Annotated in this window: 2 protein-coding genes; both read right to left on the bottom strand. The window is 66.4% G+C overall.

Annotated elements, in window-relative coordinates:
- Positions 1-762 precede the first annotated feature (762 nt).
- On the bottom strand, positions 763-17,934 hold the full coding sequence (locus QE363_RS08195; protein WP_309694178.1) for a cadherin domain-containing protein: 17,172 nt from the start codon (positions 17,932-17,934) through the stop codon (positions 763-765).
- Positions 17,900-21,589, bottom strand: coding sequence for a hypothetical protein (locus tag QE363_RS08190; protein WP_309694173.1), 3,690 nt, complete (start codon positions 21,587-21,589; stop codon positions 17,900-17,902). Before QE363_RS08190 ends, QE363_RS08195 begins: the two co-directional genes overlap by 35 nt.
- Positions 21,590-21,682: the final 93 nt, after the last annotated feature.

Below are 21,682 nucleotides of genomic sequence, written 5' to 3'. Positions count from 1 at the left end.
ATGCAGTCCGGCAAGCTTCGGCGTAACGCTTATAGTCTTCGACGAGGCGGTGAAGCGGGTTGCCGATGCAAATCACCGCTCGCCCCAACCTTATGGCAGACGGACAAAGCCGCGCTATAAGGACAGCCAGCAGATGACCCGGCAAGGTGACGGCCATGTGGATTTTCGAGGCCTTCTTCGGCTTGACCCCGGCCGTCAACCAGACCTGCGTTGTTACACCGTTACCCAGGCGGCAGATCGTTGGGCCTCCACCGCCACGGGGCGATTGTCTTCACAATGCTGCAAAGTACGTTGAACACCTCACACAGGTCGAGCTCCTGCTGGCCGACATCCTTGTGTAAAATAGCGGGTACGGCACATTCGGCGGCCATTCCTCGCCGCATATGTCAGAGGGATATGGCTTGCGACAAACGCCTATCCCATCACGGATGAGCAGCAATCCACGCAACTCCATACTAGCCTCTATTTCAAAGCTCTTCTCGCCCCGATTGTTCGGCTTCCAGCGATCGAACAGCTTCCCCCCACCTAAGATCCTGGCCCCAGAATATCCGCATCCCGGATAAGGATTCCTGAAGCGCTCGCCCGCCTCGTCCTGCGGATCGCACCACAGGATAATAGGCGGGCGAAGTTTTCGTCGGAACAGCGGTGGTGCCGCGTATCGTATCATAGAACCGGTCGACGCCCGGCACACGACCGCTGACGACGAACGTCACGGCGAATTGCCGAGGCTTCGGACGGCTGGCGCAGCAACAGGCATTCGATTTATCCCGCAAGTGTCAAGGATGCGATCTGATGCAGGTGACTGCTATCGCTATAGAAGGTGTATTCGTTGCCGTTCTGAACCACGTTCCCGCCCATCGTCAGGGTGTCGTTCCCGTCCGTATGCAACGTCAAATGAGAACTATTGCCTGCACCAGCCAGGGCACGAATGAAATCCGCATCCACGGTCAGGTTCGCGCTGACATTGTTCTGCGTGAACGATATCTCTTCCACATGGCTTAGCACGGAGGTGAGATCGGTGTTCGTGACTGAACCGCTTCCGGGCGCAAGCGTCACCATGTCGTTCCCCGCCCCGCCGTCGATCGAAATTCCTCCCGACAGGCTGAGGACGAACTGGTCGTCATAATCCGTCCCGATGACCCGCTCGATACCGTTCAGCGTGTCGCCATTGGCGGCTCCGCTCGTACCGACACCCTGCCCCGGCCCCATGCCGAGCGTCATCCCGATGCCGGTCGTGGCATCGGCGTAACTGACGGTATCGGTACCGGTACCGCCGATCAGCGTGTCGCCCCCGCCATGACCGTTCAGCACATCGTCTCCGGGTCCAGCATCGATGACGTTGCTACCGCTGCTGCCGAGCAGGACGTCGTTGTACAACGATCCGTTTATGTTCTCGATCCCCGCGAGCACGTCGCCCTGGGCATCGCCGCCGACCCCCGGTGTTCCGTCCAGATAGACCGTCACGCCCGCGGACGACTGGCCGTAATCTACTTGGTCGCTGCCATCTCCGCCATCGAGCCGGTCCGCGCCGACACCGCCGATCAGGATATCGTTTCCGCCCAAACCCGAAAGGCTGTCGTTGCCGACGCCGCCATTCATAAAATCGTCGCCGCTGGTGCCGACGACCACCTCACCTTGCACGTCACGCACGGTGACATGGGCATGCTGGATCGTCACCAGCGTGCCGTCCGACACCAGCACATCGACGTCATAAATGTTGTTGCCATCAGCGTCACTGGGCGCCTCGAAGTCGGGGGCGTTACGGAAACTGATCGCCCCCGTGGCGGAGTCCACATTGAAGAGCGCGCCGTCATTGCCGCCGCCCACCGCGTAAATCAACGACGCGCCCTCTGGATCACGCGCCTGGATCGTTCCGACCACAAGCTGGTTCTCGTCGATCGTGAAATCGCCGGAGGTGATGACCGGAGCCTCGTTGACGTCGGTGACGGCAACGCGGATCATCTGGCTGGTGGTTAGCGTGCCGTCCGATACGGACACCTGCACTTCGTCCAGATGGCTGCCGGTCTCGTAATCCGGCGCGGTCTTGTACGATAGAACGCCGGTGGACGAGATCGAGAACAGCGACCGATCCGCCCCGCCCGTGATGGAATATTGCAGCGCATGCCCTTCGGGATCGCGCGCCGCGATCGTCATGACCGTGGTGCCGTTCTCCGCCACGCTCGCGCTGTTGGGCGAGGTGATTACAGGCGCTTCGTCCACGTCGGTGACGTTGACCGTCAGCGTCTGCGTCGTCGCCAGCGAGCCATCGGAGGCGAGCACCTTCACCTCGTAGCTATGCTGGCCGGCATCGTAATCGGGGGCGTTGCGGAAGCTGAGCACGCCGGTACGCGAGTCGATGGCGAAGACATTGGCGTCCGCACCGCCTGCGATGGCGTAGACCAGTTGCGCACCCGCATCGGGATCATGCGCGACGATCGTCGTCACCGCCGTCTGGTTTTCCGCCACCGTCACCGTCGCGGTCGGGGTCAGCACAGGCGCTTCATTGACGTTCGTAATCGCCACATCGAAGGTCTGCGTCGCATTCAGCGTGCCATCGGACGCCGCGATGGTGACTTGATAATGGACCGCTCCGACGGTTTCATAGTCCTGTGGCGACACCAGCGACAAGGCGCCTGTCCGGCTGTCGATCGTGAACAGGGCAGAATCACCGCCATTGACGATCGAATAGCTGACCGCGCCACGCTCTGGATCGACGGCCAGGATCGTCCCGACCGCCGTGCTGTTTTCCGGCACGCTGAGCGCTGCGCCCGTCACGAAAGCGGGAGCCTCGTTGATATCGGTCACGGTCACGGTGACCGCCTTGTCGCTGAAGAGCCCGGTCTGGTCCGTCGCACGCAACACGACCTGATACTGATTATCGCGATTCGCATCGGAGGGGGCGTCGTAATCCGGTGCCGCGACGAAGCGCAAAGCTCCCGTGCTGCTGTCGATCGTAAAGCGTGCCGCATCCGCTCCACTCGCGATCGACCAGTTGATCGTATCGCCCGCATTGGGATCGCTCGCGGTGGCCGTCGCGACACTGGTCCCATTCTCGGCGATCGTGAACGTCGCTGGCGAGGTGATCGTCGGCGGCCGCTGATCGCGCACCACGTCGATGGTCATCGCCTGTGTGGTGACATTGGTGCCGTCACTGGCCGAAACGACGATGTCATAGCGGTTGTTGCCGCCCAGGTCCGTCGGGTGATCGAAATCGGGCGCCGCGATGAACCGCAACACGCCCGTCGTCGGGTCGATCGTGAACCTTGCCTCGTCGGTGCCGGACAGGCCATAGCGCAGCGTCTGTCCTTCCGGGTCCGTACCAGCCACGGTGGCGACCGCCGTCGTACCTTCCACCACGGTAGCAGCCGTGGTGGAGGTGATCTGGGGCGCCTCGTTCACATTGGTTATCGTCACCGCCACGTTCTGCGTCACGACGTTGGTGCCGTCGCTCGCCGACACCGTCAGGTTGTACACATTGTCGCGGCCCGCATCCTGCGGTGCCTCAAAGTCGGGCGCGGTGCGGAAGGTAATCGCGCCGGTCTGCGCATCGATCGCGAACAATGCCGCGTCGGTGCCGCCCAGCGAATAGGTGAGGACCGCGCCCGCATCGGGGTCGCTGGCATGCGCCACCTGCACCGCCATGCCGTTCTCGGCCATTGAGACCGTCGTCGGTGTCGTGAACACCGGCGCTTCGTTGACGTCGCCGACATTGAAGGTCAGCGCCCGCATCTGCGACAGGCCGTGCGAGTCCGCCACGGTCAGCGTCAGGCTGCGCGTCGCCGCCTGCTCATAGTCGAGGCTGACGCCGTCCTTCAGACGTACGGTATTGCCGTCCACCACGAAAAGCGCCGCATCCGTACCGCCCAGCATATAGGTCAGCGTATCCCCGGCATCGGGATCGCTGGCCACGAACGTCGCCACCGTCGCCGCGACCTGGTTCTCCATCACCGTGCCGACGCCGCTCAGCGTCAGCGACGGCGCCTCGTTGACGTTGGTGACGGTGACGGCAAGGTTCTGCGTGGTGACGTTGGTGCCGTCCGTCGCCGAGACCGTCAGGTTATAGACATTGTCGCTGCCCGCATCCTGCGGTGCCTCATAGTCGGGCGCGGTGCGGAAGGTGATCGCGCCGGTCTGCGCATCGATCGCGAACAATGCCGCGTCGGTGCCGCCCAGCAAATAGGTGACGATCGCGCCCGCATCGGGGTCGCTGGCATGCGCCACCTGCACCGCCATGCCGTTCTCCGCCATCGATACCGTCGTCGGTGTCGTGAACACCGGCGCTTCGTTGACGTCGCCGACATTGAAGGTCAGCGCCCGCGTCTGCGACAGGCCATGCGAGTCCGTCACGGTCAGCGTCAGGCTGCGGGTCGCCGCCTGCTCATAGTCGAGGCTGACGCCGTCCTTCAGGCGTACGGTATTGCCGTCCACCATGAAAAGCGCCGCATCCGTACCGCCCAGCGTATAGGTCAGCGTATCCCCGGCATCGGGATCGCTGGCCACGAACGTCGCCACCGTCGCCGCGACCTGGTTCTCCATCACCGTGCCGACGCCGCTCAGCGTCAGCGACGGGGCCTCGTTGACGTTGGTGAGGGTCACGGCCAGGTTCTGCGTGGTGACGTTGGTGCCGTCGCTCGCCGACACCGTCAGATTGTAGACATTGTCGCCGCCCGCATCCTGCGGTGCCTCAAAGTCGGGCGCGGTGCGGAAGGTGATCGCACCGGTCTGCGCATCGATCGCGAACAATGCCACGTCGGTGCCGCCCAGCAAATAGGTGACGACCGCGCCCGCATCGGGGTCGCTGGCATGCGCCACCTGCACCGCCATGCCGTTCTCCGCCATCGATACCGTCGTCGGTGTCGTGAACACCGGCGCTTCGTTGACGTCGCCGACATTGAAGGTCAGCGCCCGCGTCTGCGACAGACCGTGCGAGTCCGTCACGGTCAGCGTCAGGCTGCGGGTCGCCGCCTGCTCATAGTCGAGGCTGACGCCGTCCTTCAGGCGTACGGTATTGCCGTCCACCATGAAAAGCGCCGCATCCGTACCGCCCAGCGTATAGGTCAGCGTATCCCCGGCATCGGGATCGCTGGCCACGAACGTCGCCACCGTCGCCGCAACCTGGTTCTCCATCACCGTGCCGACGCCGCTCAGCGTCAGCGACGGGGCCTCGTTGACGTTGGTGAGGGTCACGGCCAGGTTCTGCGTCGTGACGTTGGTGCCGTCGCTCGCCGACACCGTCAGGTTATAGACATTGTCGCCGCCCGCATCCTGCGGGACCTCGAAATCGGGCGCGGTGCGGAAGGTCAACGCCCCCGTGGTGGGATTGATCGTGAAAAGATTGGCATCGGCGCCGCCCGCGATCGCCCAGTTCAGCGTCGTGCCCGCATCGGGATCGCTGGCGGTCAGCGTTCCCACTACCGTTCCGTTCTCCGCCATCGAGAGGGTCGCTGGCGAGGTGATGACGGGCGGTTCGTTGACGTTGGTGACGGCGATGGTCACCGTCTGGATATGGGTCGATCCGTCCGCATCGGTCGCGGTCACCTGGACGCTGCGGGTCGCCCCTGCTTCGTAATCCAGCGACGCCCCGTTGGCGAGGACGATGGTGTTGCCCGACACCGTGAAGGACGCCGCATCGGGACCCCCGGTGATCGCATAGGTCGCGCTGTTGCCGTCCGCCATCGCCAGCGTCGCGGCGACGGTGCCGGCGGCGCTGTTCTCGGCGATGGTGCCGGTCGGCGTGATCGTCATGCCTGCAATCAACCGCGCCGCGCTTAGCGTGCCGTCGTCGAATCGGAACCTTTCGACATTGGTGACGGTGTCGTTTCCGTCCGGCCCATTGATCGTATAGGTCTGCGTCGAGCTCGAATAGGTGACCGTATAAGCGGAACGATTGCCCGAATAGACCGCCGTATCGGTGCCGCCGCCGCCATCGATCACGTCGTCACCCGCACCGCCCCGGATGACATCGTCGCCGCCGACGGCGTTGGTGGCCCCCGCCCCCCCGACCTGAACGAGGATGTTGTCGAAGCCCCAGCTTTCATCGCTAATGGGGGAATTGGCGTTGCTGCCGAAACCGATGCGAACGGATGTATCCCCCGCCGCGATCGGCGCACTCACCGTCAATTGGTAGATCGTATCGTTGGCTGTGTCACCGCCCCAGCCGGCGGAATAAATCCGCGTGGTCGCGCCACTGCTCAACGTCGCGGTCACCCCCGCATTGGGCAAGACCGTGGCTGTCGACGTGATCGTCGCGACGACCTTGCCGTTGACATAGACCGAGAGATTGTCACCTCCGTCAAGCGAGTCGATCCGAAGCGCGTCGAAGGTCAGCGTTACCTGCTGAGCACCGCCGCTATTGATCGCGAAGGTCTTCGAAATCTGTTCGGTAACGATCGCATTGTTACCCGATCCGCCCAGCGGCCCCAGATAATTGCCGCTACCATCCACGGCGGCAGTGACCGTCGCGCCGGTCCAGCCATTGAGACCGCCTTCGAACGTCTCGACCGGCGCAAGCGATGTCAGTGGCAGCGAGTCTCCATACAGGCGATCGTCGCCCGCACCACCGTCGATCATGTCATTGCCGGTGCCGCCGATGATGGAGTCGTCCCCATCGCCGCCATCGATCCGGTCGTTGCCGGTGCCGCCGATGATGGAGTCGTCTCCATCGCCGCCATCGATCCGGTCGTTGCCGAACCCACCATCGATGACGTCGCCGCCGCCGCCGCCCGATAGCGTGTCGTTGCCGCCAGCGTTCGCGAAAACGACCTTGTCCACCAGCAGGCCGTTACCATTGGTGGTAAATTCGATCTTGTCGCTGCCCCCCGTACCGGTGACGAGATAGGCGAAGCTCTGCCAGCCATTGGCGGCCACGATGGAATTGATCGTATCGATGACCGTGCCGTTGAACAGCACATTGATCGATCCGGCGGAGCCTCCGTTCCAGTTTCCCAGATCGAACTTCAGGATGTAGGTTTCACCGGCGGTCGTCGTGACGTTCTGCCAAACGTCAGCGACTTGACCTGACTGAAGGCGCATCGCCTGGTTCTGCGGCGTTCCATCGGAATTGGTATAGTTGCTGAATATGTCGATCCTTCCGATCGGACTGGTCCAGCCCGTCGCAGCGGTAGCCGTAAAGGACGTAGCGGAATTGCGCGCCGCGCCCGTATAGGCTTCGAAACCCCCATTCACCAACAGATTGGCCGGGTTCCCAAAGGTGATCAGGTTCCGTAGGTCGGCAGAGGTCGCCCCGTCGCCATAGATGGTGTCGTATCCATCGCCGCCGGCGATCGTGTCATTGCCCAGCCCACCCGTGAGGACATTGGCGTTGCCGTCACCGGTCAGCGTATCATTGCCGACCGACCCGGTGACATTCTCGATGTTGATCAGCGTATCGCCCTGCGCATCCCCGCCCAGGACAGCGCCCGTGGCGAGGTTCACAGTGACCGGCGCCGTCGACCCGGCATAGGACGCGGTGTCGGAGCCCGCCCCGCCGTCCAGCCGGTCCGCGCCGATGCCACCGATCAGGACATCGTCCCCCGCACCGCCGGAAAGCGTATCGTTGCCCAGGCCGCCGTCCAGCGCGTTGTTACCGACATCGCCGGTCAGCGTGTCGGCATAATCGGTGCCGGTCAGGTTCTCGATCCCCGACAGCGTGTCGGTCACCAGGCCGGAACCTTCCAGCCCCTTGGTCTGCATCGCGAGTTGCTGGATTTCCGCCTGGGTCAGTGCGGAGTTGAAGACGGCGAAATCGTCCATCTTCCCATCGAGCGGGCGAGCGCTCGAATAATCCCGACCGATATAGTTGTCATTGTAGGTGGTGTTCGTCAGCTTGGCCCCGGTATCTGCGCTGGCGACCACATCCCCGTTCAGGTAGATCGTCAAGCGGCCCGCCTGATAGGTGACAGCCACGTCGTACCAATTGCCTGCGGCGGTAAGACCGCCGCCCGTCTGCGCCCCGTAGATGGCGCCCGTCACACCGTCACGAATTTCATAGTACAGCCCCCCCGACGTGGTGCGGCTGAGAAAGATCTGGCCGGCGGAATTGGTGGAGTTGCTGATCCCGAAGCGGAATATTCCCTCGTTCGAGCCAGCAGGCTGATCGAAATTGACCTTGGTAGCGATCGTGAAGCTATCACCGAAGGTCAGCGCGCCGACCCTTGCATTGCTGTTGCCGTTCCCCGCGAAATCGACCGCCTTGCCGCCATGATCGTCGGCGACCCAGTTGGCGTTGCTCAGCACGATGCTCTGCGTCCCGCCAATCGCGGTGGCGGTATTGCCCGATCCTTCCGAAAAGCTCCAGCCGGCGATCAGGCTGGCATTGGCATAGGGCGTTGCCGCGCCGGGCGTGCCCGCATCGCCGCCAGACGCGACGCCCGTCGCGAGGCTCGCGTTCACGCCGGAGCTGGACCCTGCCCAACTCGCGGTATCGGTGCCCCTGCCACCAATGAGGGCGTCCGCTCCGGTGCCGCCGATCAGGATGTCGTCCCCGTCGCCGCCGAACAGCACGTCGTTGCCGCCGCCGCCGACCAGCGTGTCGTTGCCCGACGCTCCGTCCAGCGCATTCACCCCGCCATCACCCGCCAGATAGTCGGTGAAGTTGGACCCGATCAGGTTTTCGACATTCGCGATCACATCGTTATTGGCCCATCCGCCCCATGCCCTGGTCGCGCTATTGCCGTTGGTGGACAGGTCGACCGAGACGCCGCCCCAGTTACTCGTTTCGATATAGCTCAGGGTGTCGATCCCCGCGCCTCCATCCAGATTCGTATTCTGGTTGTTGTTCGCATAGATCAGGTCGTTGCCCGCGCCAGCCTGGAACCCATAGAGTTCCCGAGTCCCCTTCAGAATGTCGCTGTATGCGGAACCGACCAGGATTTCGAAGCTGCTCGTGATGTCTGCGCCGGCGCCGACGGTGTTGTATGACGCGGCCTGCCCGACGCCATTTACCCACACCCAATAGTTCGCGGTCACCCGGACGGCGCTGGTCGCGCTGGCATAGCTCAGCGTGTCGGTGCCAGTGCCACCGTCGAGGATGTCGTCGCCCGCGCCGCCGTCGATCACGTCGTTGCCTGCGTCGCCGCTGATCCTGTTGTTATTCGCATCGCCGGTCAGCGTGTCGTTGAACGTCGATCCGAGCAGGCTTTCGATACCGGTCAACGTGTCGCCAGTGGCATAGCCGCCGGATGCGCTTCTGGTGGTCAGGTTGATCGTAACGGCCGCATTTGACCGCATATAATTAACCAGATCATTGCCCGCACCGCCATCGAAGACGTCATTCCCCGCGCCTGCGACCATGACGTCGTCGCCCGCGCCGCCCGTCAGCATGCCGCCCGAATCAGTAGCGTAGAGATAATCGTTGAACGCCGAACCAATGACGTTCTGGATATTGACCAGCGTGTCGCCCTGCGCATCGCCACCGACACCCTGACCGGCATTGGCATAGGTGCCGTTGACCAGGCTCAGATTAACCGAAACCGCCGCACCCGATGCGGAATAATCGGCCGTGTTGCTGCCCGCGCCGCCGTCCAGCGTATCGGCGCCGCCCAGGCCCGCCAGCACGTCGTTACCGTCGCCACCCAGCAGGGCGTTGGCGTTGGCGTCGCCGGTCAGCGTGTCGTCAAAGGCGGAGCCGGTGACATTCTCGACATTCTGGATCAGGTCGTCCTGCGCGTCGCCGCCCAGATTGACGTTGGTGGTCAGGTTGACGGTGACACCCGTCAGCGAGGCGACATAGGTAATGGTATCGGTCCCGTCGCCGCCGTCGATCGTGTCGTCTCCCCCCAGCCCCACGAGCGTGTCGTTCCCCGCACCGCCGCGCAGGACGTTGTTGCCACTATTGCCGGTCAGCATGTCGTCAAGCGCCGAGCCGGTCAGGTTCTCGATCCCGGTCAGCACGTCGCCGGACGCATCCCCCGTGGAGCTTTGCGCCGTCGCCACCCTCAGATCGACGGTCACGCCCGCGCCGGACCCGGCATAGCTCGCCGTGTCGCTGCCCGTGCCGCCGTCCAGCGTATCCGCGTCTGCGCCGCCCTCCAGAACGTCGTCGCCCGCGCCACCGGTCAGCGTGTTCGCACCCGCATTGCCGGTCAGGATGTCCGCCTGCGCCGAACCGAGGATATTCTCGAAATTGCTCAGGATATCGCCCGATGCGTCCCCGCCCGACAGCTGCGCCGTGGTCAGGTTCAGGTTGACCGTGACGCCTTGCGCCGAATTGGCGTAGGACACGGTGTCGATGCCGTCCCCGCCATCGAGCGTGTCCGCGCCGCCCAGCCCCTCGATGATATCGTTGCCGGCAAAGCCCTTAATGATGTTGACGCCGCCGGTGCCGGTCAATGTGTCGGCGTTACCGGAGGCGTAGATGCCTTCGAGCCCGGTATAGGTATCGCCCTGCGCATAGCCGCCCGACCCGACACCTGTGGTGAGGTTCACGGTCACGCCGCCGTTGCTGTATGCATAGTTGACGAAATCGAAGCCGGCGCCACCGTCGATCTGATCGGCACCAACATTGGCGACCAGATTGTCGCCGCCGCCGCCGCCCTGCAACTTGCCTCCGCCTGCGGACGCGGCGAGAATGTCGTTATAGGCCGATCCGATCAGGTTCTGAATGTTGGCCAGCGTGTCGCCCTCGGCATCGCCGCCACGCCCCACCGCACTGGTGACCATCCCCAACGGGGTCGCGATCTGAAGATTACCCAGCGTGACATAGACCGCCGCACCCGAGGCGCTATAGTCGGCGGTGTTGCTGCCCGCGCCACCATCCAGCACGTCCGCGCCGCCCAGGCCCGCCAGCACATCGTCTCCGCCGCCGCCCTTGAGCAGGTTGACGCCCGCCGTACCGGTCAGCACGTCGTTGCCGCTGCCGCCGGTGACGTTCTCAATCGCGATCAGCGTATCGCCATCGGCGTCGCCGCCCGACCCCGTGCCAGCCGTCAGGTTGATGGTGACGCCATTGGCCGAGGCGCTGTAATCCGCCATGTCGGTGCCGTCGCCGCCGTCCAGCACGTCCGCACCGCCCAGACCCGCCAGCACGTCGTCGCCCGCGCCGCCGCGCAGGATGTTGCCGCCGCCATCGCCGGTCAGCGTATCGGCATAGGCCGTGCCGATGACGTTCTCGACATTGGTGATGACGTCGCCCTGCGCATCGCCGCCCGATGCCGTCTGGGTCGCCAGATCGACCGTTATGCCCGCCGTCGAGCCGGAATAGTCGATGGTATCGTTGTCGGCGCCGCCGTCGATCGTGTCAGCCCCGGCGCCTGCGACCAGCGTGTCGTTGCCCGCGCCGCCCATCAGCGTGCTGCCCGTCGCCGCCGCCGTCAGCCGGTCGGCATAGGCCGAGCCCAGCACCTTCTCGAACCCGCTGAGGATATCGCCCGACGCATCGCCTGCGGACACCTGCGCGGTGGCCAGGCCCATATCGACGGTGACACCGACGCCCGACCGGGCATAGGACACCGTGTCGATCCCCGCGCCGCCGTCGAGCATATCGCCGCCACCGAGCCCCTCGATCACGTCGTCGCCAGCGGCGCCACGGATATCGTTGCTGCCCGATGTGCCCGTCAGCGTGTCTGCGAAATTCGAGCCGTACAGAGCCTCGATCGCGATCAGCGTGTCGCCCGCCGCATAGCCGCCGCTGGCGGTGCCGAGCGAGAGATCGATCACCACCCCTGCCGTGGAGAGCGAATAATTCGCGGTGTCGCTGCCGTCACCGCCGTCCAGCACGTCCGCGCCGACGGCCGCCAACAGAACGTCATTCCCACCGCCAGCGGACAGACGGCCACCCGACGCCCCTGCGATCAGATAGTCGCTGAACGCGGTGCCGATGACGTTCCGGATATTGCGCAGCGTGTCGCCCTGCGCATCGCCGCCCTGCCCCGAACCGGCCGTGATCGCACCGCCCGTCAGCTGGTTGGCGGTGATCGTCGCAGTCGACAGGTTGACCTGAACACCCGCCATGGACGCCGAATAGTCCGCCGTATTGCTGCCGGTGCCGCCATCCAGCACGTCCGCACCGCCCAGGCCGGCCAGCACGTCGTCGCCGGCACCACCCATCAGCACGTTGGCACCCGCGTCGCCGGTCAGCGTGTCGGCGTAGCGCGATCCGGTCAGGTTCTCGATATCGACCAGCACGTCGCCGGTGGCCTCGCCCGCGCTGCCCTGACCCGAAGCAAGGCTGACCGCCACGCCCGCCGTCGCATTGGCATAGCTCGCAGTATCGTTGCCCGCGCCGCCGTCCAGTACGTCCCCGCCCACGCCGCCTTCCAGCATGTCATCGCCCGCGCCGCCAACGAGCATGTTGGCACCGCTGTCGCCGGTCAGAATGTCGGCGAAATCGGAGCCGACGACCTGCTCGATCGATACCAGCGTGTCGCCCTGCGCATCGCCGCCGCTATTGGTGCCCGTCGCCAGATTGACCGTCACCCCCGCGCTCGAGCGGGCGTAATCGGCGATGTCCGTGCCGCTGCCGCCGTCCAGCGTATCGCTGCCCGCGCCCGACACCAGCCGGTCGTCGCCCGCGCCGCCGGTCAGCCGACCGCCCGCCGCCGCCGCGGTCAGCACGTCGGCATAGGCCGAGCCGATCGCATTCTCGATCGAGACCAGCGCATCGCCCTGCGCGTCGCCGCCCTGCGCCGTCCCGGCAAGCAGATCGACCGTCACGCCCGCACCCGATGCGCTATAGTCCGCCGTGTCGTTGCCGCCACCGCCGTCCAGCACGTCCGCGCCGCCCAGGCCCGCCAGCACGTCGTTGCCAGCACCGCCGGTCAGCCGGTTCGCCCCCGCATCGCCGGTCAACGTATCGGCCATCGACGAGCCGACCAGATTCTCAATGCGGACCAAGGTGTCGCCCTGCGCATCACCGCCGATGCCCGTGCCGCTGGTCAGATCGACGGTCACCGCCGCCGCCGACCCGGCGTAATTCGCCGTATCGCTCCCGGACCCGCCGTCCAGCAAGTCGGCGCCGGCTCCACCGGCGAGCAGATCGTCGCCCGCGCCACCGATCAGCGTGTTGGCATTGCCGTCGCCCATCAGCACGTCGTCGCCCGCCGAACCGATGACCCGCTCGATCGAGGTCAGCGTGTCGCCATCGGCATCGCCCCCCCGGCCGGTACCTGCGGCCAGATCGACCGTCACCGCCCCCGTGGAGGCGGAATAGTCCGCCGTATCGACGCCGCTGCCGCCGTCCATGGCGTCCGCGCCGCCGCTGCCGACCAGCAGGTCGTCGCCCTCGCCGCCGCGCAGCACGTCGGTGCCCACATCGCCTCTGAGCACGTCCGCGCCGGCATTGCCGTCCAGCGTCGATCCCGTTGCCGCCGCCGACAGGCTGTCGTCATAGGCCGAGCCGACGACCCGTTCGATGCTGGAGAAGCTGTCCCCGGTCGCGTCGCCGCCGCTGGCGGTGCCGGTTTGCAGGTCGATCGTCACCCCGGCGCCCGAGGTCGCATAATCGATCGTGTCGAAGCCGTCGCCGCCGCGCAACACATCCGCGCCGACACCGCCCCGCAGCACGTCGTTGCCGATGCCGCCGTCCAGCACGTCATTGCCCGCGCCGCCGTCCAGCATGTCGTTGCCCGCACCGCCGGTCAGCGTGTTGGCGGCGCCATTGCCGGTGATCGTGTCCGCCTGCGCGGTGCCGATCACATTCTCGACATCGCGCAGCACGTCGCCTTCGGCGTAACCGCCATGCCCGACCGATCCGTCCAGTCCGACGACGATGCCAGCGGCGGAGCCGGAATAATCGACGGTGTCGTTGCCGTCGCCACCCGACAGCGTGTCCGCCCCGTCGCTGCCGACCAGGATATCGTCGCCCGCGCCGCCCAGCAGCGTCTCGGCACCGGCGGCGCCGACCAGCCGGTCGTTGAAGGTGGAACCAATGACCTTTTCGATCGAGATCAGGCGATCGCCCGCCGCATCGCCACCGGCCCCGGTGCCGGTCGACAGGTCCACGGTCACGCTGGCGCCCGAGGCGCTATAGTCCGCCGTATCGAATCCGTTGCCACCGTCCAGCACGTCGGCACCGCCCAGACCCGCCAGCACGTCGTCGCCAGCACCGCCCGTAAGGGTGTTCGCACCGCTGGTGCCGGTCAGCGTATCAGCCATTGTCGAGCCGGTGACATTCTCGAAATTCGCGATCTGGTCGCCGCTCGCGTCACCGCCGCTCGCCGTGTTGGTCGTCAAATTGATCGTCACGCCGCTCTGCGACGTCGCATAATCGAGCGTGTCGATCCCGTCGCCGCCATCGAGCTGGTCCGCCCCGGCCCCGCCGCGGATGACGTCGTTGCCGGCCCCGCCCAGCAGCGTATTGGCCCCGGCCGTACCGCTCAGCACGTCGTCGAACCCGCTGCCGACCACCGCCTCGACGCTGCGCAGCACGTCTCCGGTGGCATAGCCCCCGCTCGCCGTCCCCGCGGCAAGGTCCACCGTCACCGCCGCAGTGGAGCGCGAATAGTCGACCGTGTCGGTACCCGAACCGCCGTCGAAGCTCTCCGCCCCCGCGCCCGCCTCCAGCCGGTCGTCGCCGCCCTGTCCCGACAGGACATGCGCATTGGCGTCGCCGACGAAGACATCGCCCTGGTTGCTGCCGATCGCGGCCTCAATGCCCGAGAAGCTGTCGCCCTCCGCATCGCCGCCCTGGCCCGTACCGCTCGCAAGATCCAGCGTCACGCCCTGCGTCGACGCGCTGTAGTCGATCGTGTCGAAGCCCACGCCGCCTTCCAGCGTGTCGGCCCCCGCGCCGCCGACCAGCACATCGTCGCCCGCGCCGCCGACCAGATGGTTGATGCCCGCATCACCGGTCAGCCGATCGGCAAAGGCCGAACCGGTGACATCCTCGACGCCGGAGATGCGATCCCCCGCCGCGTCGCCACCTGTACCCGTGCCGGTCGCCAGACTGACGCTGACCCCCGCACTGGAAGCGGAATAATCGATGCGATCGCTCCCCGCACCGCCGTCGATGGTATCCGCACCGGCCCCGGCATAGATCACGTCGTTACCGGCACCCGCGACGATCACCGACCCCGCTGCCGCCGTGCGGATCACGTCGTCATGCGCAGAGCCGATCGCATCCTCGATCGACACCAGCACGTCGCCCGTCGCATCGCCGCCGCTTGCCGTTCCCGCCGCAAGGTCGAGCGTCACGCCAGCGGACGAGGCGGAATAATCCACCGTGTCGCTGCCGTCGCCGCCATCCAGCACGTCCGCGCCGCCCAAGCCCGCCAGCACGTCGTCGCCCATTCCGCCGCGCAGCACGTTCGCGCCGCTGGAGCCCGACAGCACGTCGTTGCCGCTGCCGCCGGTGACGTTCTCGAACCCGCTGATCTGATCGCCCTGCGCATCCCCGCCCGCTGTCGCGCCGGTGGCCAGGTTGACGGTCACCCCCTGTGCGGAAGTGGTATAATCGAGCGTATCGTTGCCGACGCCGCCGTCGAGCACGTCCGCTCCTGCGCCGCCGCGAATGACGTCGTTACCCGCTCCACCCGACAGCCTGTTGATGCCTGACGCGCCGACCAGCACATCGTCATGGGCGCTGCCCACCACGGCTTCGATGCCCGACAGCGTGTCGCCCTCGGCATCGCCACCCAACGCCGTACCGGACGACAAATCGACCGACACGCCCGCTCCGGAGGCCGAATAATCCGCGGTGTCGACCCCGTCACCGCCCTGCAGCGCGTCCGCACCGGCGCCACCGACCAGCACGTCGTCGCCCGAACCGCCGCGCAGCACGTCATTGCCCGCTCCGCCATCGAGCCGATCGCTACCCGCTCCGCCCGACAGCGTGTTCGCCGCGGCATCGCCGATCAGCACGTCATCATTGTCGGACCCGGTCAGATTCTCGATCGAGATCAGGACGTCGCCCTCGGCATCGCCGCCATGGCCGACACCGGTGCCAAGGTCGACGCGCACGCCATCGGCCGATTGCGCATAGCTGGCGGTGTCGCGGCCATCGCCGCCGTCCAGCACGTCCGCGCCTGCGGCGCCGGTCAGCACGTCGTCGCCCGCGCCGCCCTGCAACGTGTCGGCCGCGTCCGATCCGGTCAGCGTGTCGTTGAACGTCGACCCGACGATGCGCTCGATGCTGTCCAGCACGTCGCCCTGCGCATCGCCGCCGCTGTTGACGCCGGTCGTCAGGTTGATCGTCACCGCCGCGCTCGACGCGCTATAGTCGGCGGCGTCGATGCCCGCACCGCCCTGCAGATCGTCCGCCCCCGCGCCGCCGATCAGCACGTCGTCGCCGGCGCCACCAACCAGCATATTGGCCCCGGCATTGCCGGTCAGCACATCGCCATAGGCGCTGCCCAGGACGGCTTCGATGCCGCTCAGCCGGTCGCTCTCGGCATCGCCGCCCCGGCCGGTGCCCGCCGACAGATCGACCGTCACCCCCGCACCCGATGCGCGATAGTCCGCAGTGTCGAAGCCCGCGCCGCCCTGCAGGCTATCCGCCCCGGCGCCCCCCACCAGAAAGTCGTCGCCCGAACCGCCGATCAGGGTGTCCGCGCCCGCACCGCCGGTGACGACGTCGTCGCCCGCGCCGCCGTCGATGACCGCGCCGCCGTCCCCGCCGGTCAGCACGTCGTCATGGGCCGATCCGATCAGGCTTTCGATGCTGGTCAGCGTATCGCCGGTCGCATCGCCGCCATCCGCGCGGCCCGCCTTCAGGTCGACGGTCACGCCCGCCGCGGAATTGGCGAAGCTCGCGGTATCGATACCGGCGCCGCCATCCAGCCGATCGGCACCCGCGCCCGCGATCAGCACGTCGTTGCCGGCCCTGCCGGTCAGGCTGCTGCCCGACGCTGCCGCGCGGAGCCGATCGGCGAAGGCGGTGCCGATGACATTCTCGATCCCGCTCAGTCGGTCGCCCTCGGCATCGCCATATTGCGCGAAGCCGGTCGTCAGGTCGACCGCAACGCCAGCGGACGAGGCGGCATAATCGGCCGTGTCGATGCCGTCGCCACCCACCAGCGTGTCCGAGCCCGCCCCGCCAGTCAGCAGGTCGTCCCCCGCCCCGCCGGTCAGGACATTGGCGCCGCCATCGCCGGTCAACACGTCATTGCCCGCCGATCCGGTCAGGTTCTCGATCCCCGACAGCGTGTCGCCTTCGGCGTCGCCGCCATGGGCGAGGCCCGTCGCCAGGTTCACCCGAACCGCCGCCGCAGACGTGGCATAGTCCGCAGTGTCGCTGCCGCTGCCGCCGGTCAGCACGTCGGCGCCCTCGCCACCGACCAGATCGTCGTCGCCCTCGCCGCCGGTCAGCGTGTCCGCGCCAGCGCCGCCCATCAGACGGTCGTCGCCGCTGCCACCCAACAGGATATCGTCGCCGTCGTTGCCGATCAGCTCGTCGGCCCCCGCCCCGCCGTCGATCGTATCGGCCCCGGCCGTGCCGGTGATGCGATCGTCGAAAGAGGAGCCGATGACATGTTCGATCGAGACGAGCCGGTCGCCCTGCGCGTCACCGCCGCTGCCGACCGAGCCGTCCATGGCCATCGTGATGCCCGCGCTCGAATCGGCATAGCTGGCGGTATCGAAGCCCGCGCCGCCGTCCAGCGTGTCGGCACCCCCGCCGCCGGACAGCATATCGTCTCCCGCACCGCCCTCCAGCGTCTCGTCTGCGGCGCTGCCCTTCACCATATCGTTAAAGTCGGTGCCGACGACATGCTCGATCGAAATCAGCGTATCGCCGCCCGCCAGTCCGCCTGCGCCCGTCCCCGCTTGCAGGTCGACGGTAATCGCGGCGGAGGACGCATGATAGTCCGCGGTATCGAACCCGGCACCGCCATCCATCATGTCCGCGCCCAGCGAGCCCGTCAGCATATCGTCGCCGCCACCACCGTGCAGCTCGTCCGCGCGGTCCGAACCGCGCAGGCGATCATTCCATGCCGAACCGACCAGTGCCTCGATGCTGTCATAGGCGTCACCCTCGGCGTCGCCGCCCATGGTTGGCGCCACCGTCCAGCCCGATGTCGACCGCGCTCGTCGAGTCCGAATAATCCGCCGTGTCAAAGCCCGCGCCGCCGATCAGCTGGTCGGCCCCGCCACGCCCGGTCAGCACGTCGTCGCCCTTGCCGCCGGTCAGCGTGTTGGCACCGCCGTCGCCGCCCAGGCGATCGTCCAGGTCGGACCCGATCAGATTCTCGATGCCCGACAATGTGTCGCCCTGCGCACTGCCGCCCTGCCCGACGCTGCCGTCCAGCGAGACGGACACGCCCGCCGTCGAGCCGGAAAAATCCGCCGTGTCGATGCCGCCGCCGCCGACCATCTGGTCGGCGCCCGTGCCGCCGACGAACCGGTTGTTCTGGTCGTCGCCGATCAGGACGTCGTCGAACGCGGAACCGATGATGTCCTCGATCCCGCTCAGGCGATCGCCCTCGGCGTCCCCGCCATGCCCCTGCCCCGTCGACAGGTCGACCGTCACCCCGGCGCTGGAGGCGGAATAATCGGCGATATCCTCGCCCGCCCCGCCTTCCAGCGTGTCGGCGCCCGCGCCGCCCACCAAGACGTCGTCGCCATCACCGCCCGCCAGGTCGTTCGCCCCCGCGTTACCGACCAGCAGATCGTCATATCGACCGCCCAACACACGCTCGATGTTGATCAGCCGGTCGCCCATCGCTTCGCCGGTGGAGGCACGGCCGTCCAGATAGACGTTCACGCCGGCCGAGGCGTCCGAATAATCGGCGGTGTCGAACCCGTCGCCGCCGTCCAGCACGTCGGCCCCCAGGCCGCCGACCAGCATGTCGTCGCCCGTACCGCCGACCAGCACGTCGTCTCCGGCGCTGCCCTTCAGCACATCGTCGAATGCGGAACCATGCACTTCCTCGATGCCGGTCAGCATATCCCCATCGGCATCGCCGCCATGGGACACGGACCCGTCGAGCGCGACCTGCACGCCCGCCGCGCTGTTCGCATAGTCGGCGATGTCATGGCCCGCCCCGCCGTCGAGCGTATCGGCGCCCGCGCTGCCCACCAGCACGTCGTCACCGGCCCCGCCGCTCAGGCGGTTCGCGCCCGCGTCGCCGGTCAGAACGTCGTTGAAGACGGAACCCGTGACATTCTCGACGTTGCGCAACCTGTCGCCGTCGGCGTCGCCGCCAACACCGGCCGTTCCGTCGAGATAGGCCGTCACGCCCGCCCGCGAGCCGCTATAGTCGGCGGTATCCACCCCGTCGCCGCCGTCCAGCACATCCGCACCGCCCGCACCAACGAGATTGTCGTTGCCCGCGCCGCCGATCAGCGTGTTGGCCGTGTCGTCACCGGTCAGCACGTCATCGAAGGCAGAGCCTTCAAGTCCCTCGATCGAGACGAACGTGTCGCCCACCGCATCGCCCGTCATCGGCGATCCGTTGAGCGATGCCTGCACGCCAGACGCCGCACCAGCGTAACTGGCGATGTCGAAACCGTCGCCGCCCTTCAGCGTATCGGCCCCGGCCCCGCCTTCCAGAATGTCGTCGCCCTTGCCGCCGCTCAGAATATCGTCGGCGGCATCGCCGACCAGGCGATCGTTCAGGTCCGAGCCGACCAGGATTTCGATATTGGCATAGGTATCGCCCTCGGCATCGCCGCCATGGCTGACCCGCCCGTCGAGATAGACGCTGACGCCGACCTTGCTATCGGCAAAGCTGACGGTGTCGATGCCAGCGCCGCCGTCGACATGGTCCGCCCCGGCCCCGCCGGTCAGCACATTGTCGCCCGCATCGCCGTACAGATTGTCGTCGAACGCGGACCCGACCAGGTTCTCGATTCCCGACAGCTTGTCGCCTTCCGCGTCGCCGCCCCTGCCCGGCGTGCCGTCCAGATAGGCCGTCACGCCCGCGCTCGCGGTGGCGTAGCTCGCGGTATCGATACCATCACCGCCGGTCAGCGTGTCGGCACCGCCGCCACCGACCAGCAGGTCATCGCCCTTGCCGCCCTCCAGCGTGTCGTTGGCCGCCGCGCCATAGAGGGCGTCGTTGCGATCCGAGCCGATGACATGCTCGACGTTGACGATTATGTCACCCTCGGCATCGCCGCCATGGCTGGCGGTGCCGTCAAGGTGGATTTCCAACCCCTTGGTCTTATCGGCGGGCGGGGTCTTCTCGTTGGCGAAGGCATCGGCATAGGACACGGTGTCGAAACCGCCGCCGCCATCAATCTTGTCCGCGCCCTCGCCGCCCTTCAGCACGTTGTCGGCGTCGCTGCCGGTCAGCGTGTCGTCGAACGCGGTGCCGATGACATTCTCTACCGACGTGTAGCTGTCGCCCTCGGCATAGCCGCCCTTGCCGGTCCCCGCCTTCAGGTCGACCGTCACCGCGGCGTTCGACATGGTGTAGCTGACCGTGTCGGTGCCGCCATTGCCATCGATCTGGTCCGCGCCCGCGCCCGCGACGATCAGGTCGTTGCCGTCGCCCGCGTTGACGATATTGCCCGGCGGGTTCGAAAACAGCACATAGATCGGCGCGCCCGTGACTGGATCGACCGCCTTCATGTCGGCTTCGCCGGACACCATGTGGATGCCGAAGTGCGTCGAAACGTCGACGGAATAGGTGTAATCGGCTCCCCCCGTGGACAGGCCCAGCGCGATCGGCAGAAAGAATTCGTTCTGGAATCCGCTGGATGCCACCGGCGTACCGAGTTTCGGCAGAACGTAGGTCAGCTGAACGTCGAAGGTGAAGTGCGTTTCCGTCGACGGATAGGTCACGGTCGCGCCCGTCGCGTCGACGCCCGAGGTGACGACCTTGATATTGCCCTGGTCGATCGAGATGACCCAGCCCTTGTCGGTCTTGGTCGCGTTTTGGACCGAATAGCCGTCCGGCAGGGTGGGGACGAGCACCTGCTGCAGGGCGAGACTGCCCGCCGGCACCATCGCCTCGACATGCAGGGTGCGCGAGCTGGCGCCGGACGGCGCCTGCGCCGCACTGTCCACGACGATCACGTCGTCGCTGCCGGTTCCCGAAATCGTCTCCCGCGCCGATTGCGCTCCATAGGATTTGTCGGTGGACGAACTGGCCGCGCCCGTCGATCCGGTGATGTGGTTCGCCCCGCTCTCCGACGTCGTCTTGACGCCCTCCTGATTGTACAGGGTGAAGGTCAGCGTCGGCACGAGCTTGCCCAGCCCTATGCCCGTTCCCTTGTCGACCGTGTCTTTGGATTGTGAGGTACCAGCCGGGTTGCCGCTGCTGGGTGGGGGCGAGGAAGACGCGTTGGTATCGCTGATCTTCTGCGTCAGCCGTTGGCGATCCTCGTCCGACTTGTGTTGTTGCTGCTGCTTCTGGACTTCGGCCTGCTGGATCTGGGTGGCATCCTGCGGCTGGATCTGGGACTGAGCCTGAGACTGCGCCTGATCCTCTTTGGTGGCGGACGGTTCCTTGTGCGGCTTTGCGGCCTTCTCATCGGCCTGATCCGACGAGAGGCTGACGTTGATCAGCGCGCTCTTATCGTTGATCTCGCCGACGGTATTGATGACCTGCGCGGACGTGATCGTCTTATCGTTGAAGACCAAGGTCGGCGTTTGCCCGGAGAAGGTCGCCAGGGCCATGCCGGGAATGACGACCCGGCTACCATCGGCGAACACCAGAATGAGATCGACATCGGCGATCTGGGCCGTGAACGACGCATAGGGAATTCCCAAAAGCGCCTTTCCATCGGGGCCCATTTGCACGACCTTCAAGGCACCCAGGGACGGGATATCGCCCAGCATCGCCGCTTCACCGTTACCCGGCAT

The sequence above is a fragment of the Sphingomonas sp. SORGH_AS_0870 genome (assembly GCF_031453175.1).
In the GTDB taxonomy this organism is placed as follows: domain Bacteria; phylum Pseudomonadota; class Alphaproteobacteria; order Sphingomonadales; family Sphingomonadaceae; genus Sphingomonas.
This window is presented reverse-complemented; position numbering and strand designations above follow the sequence as displayed.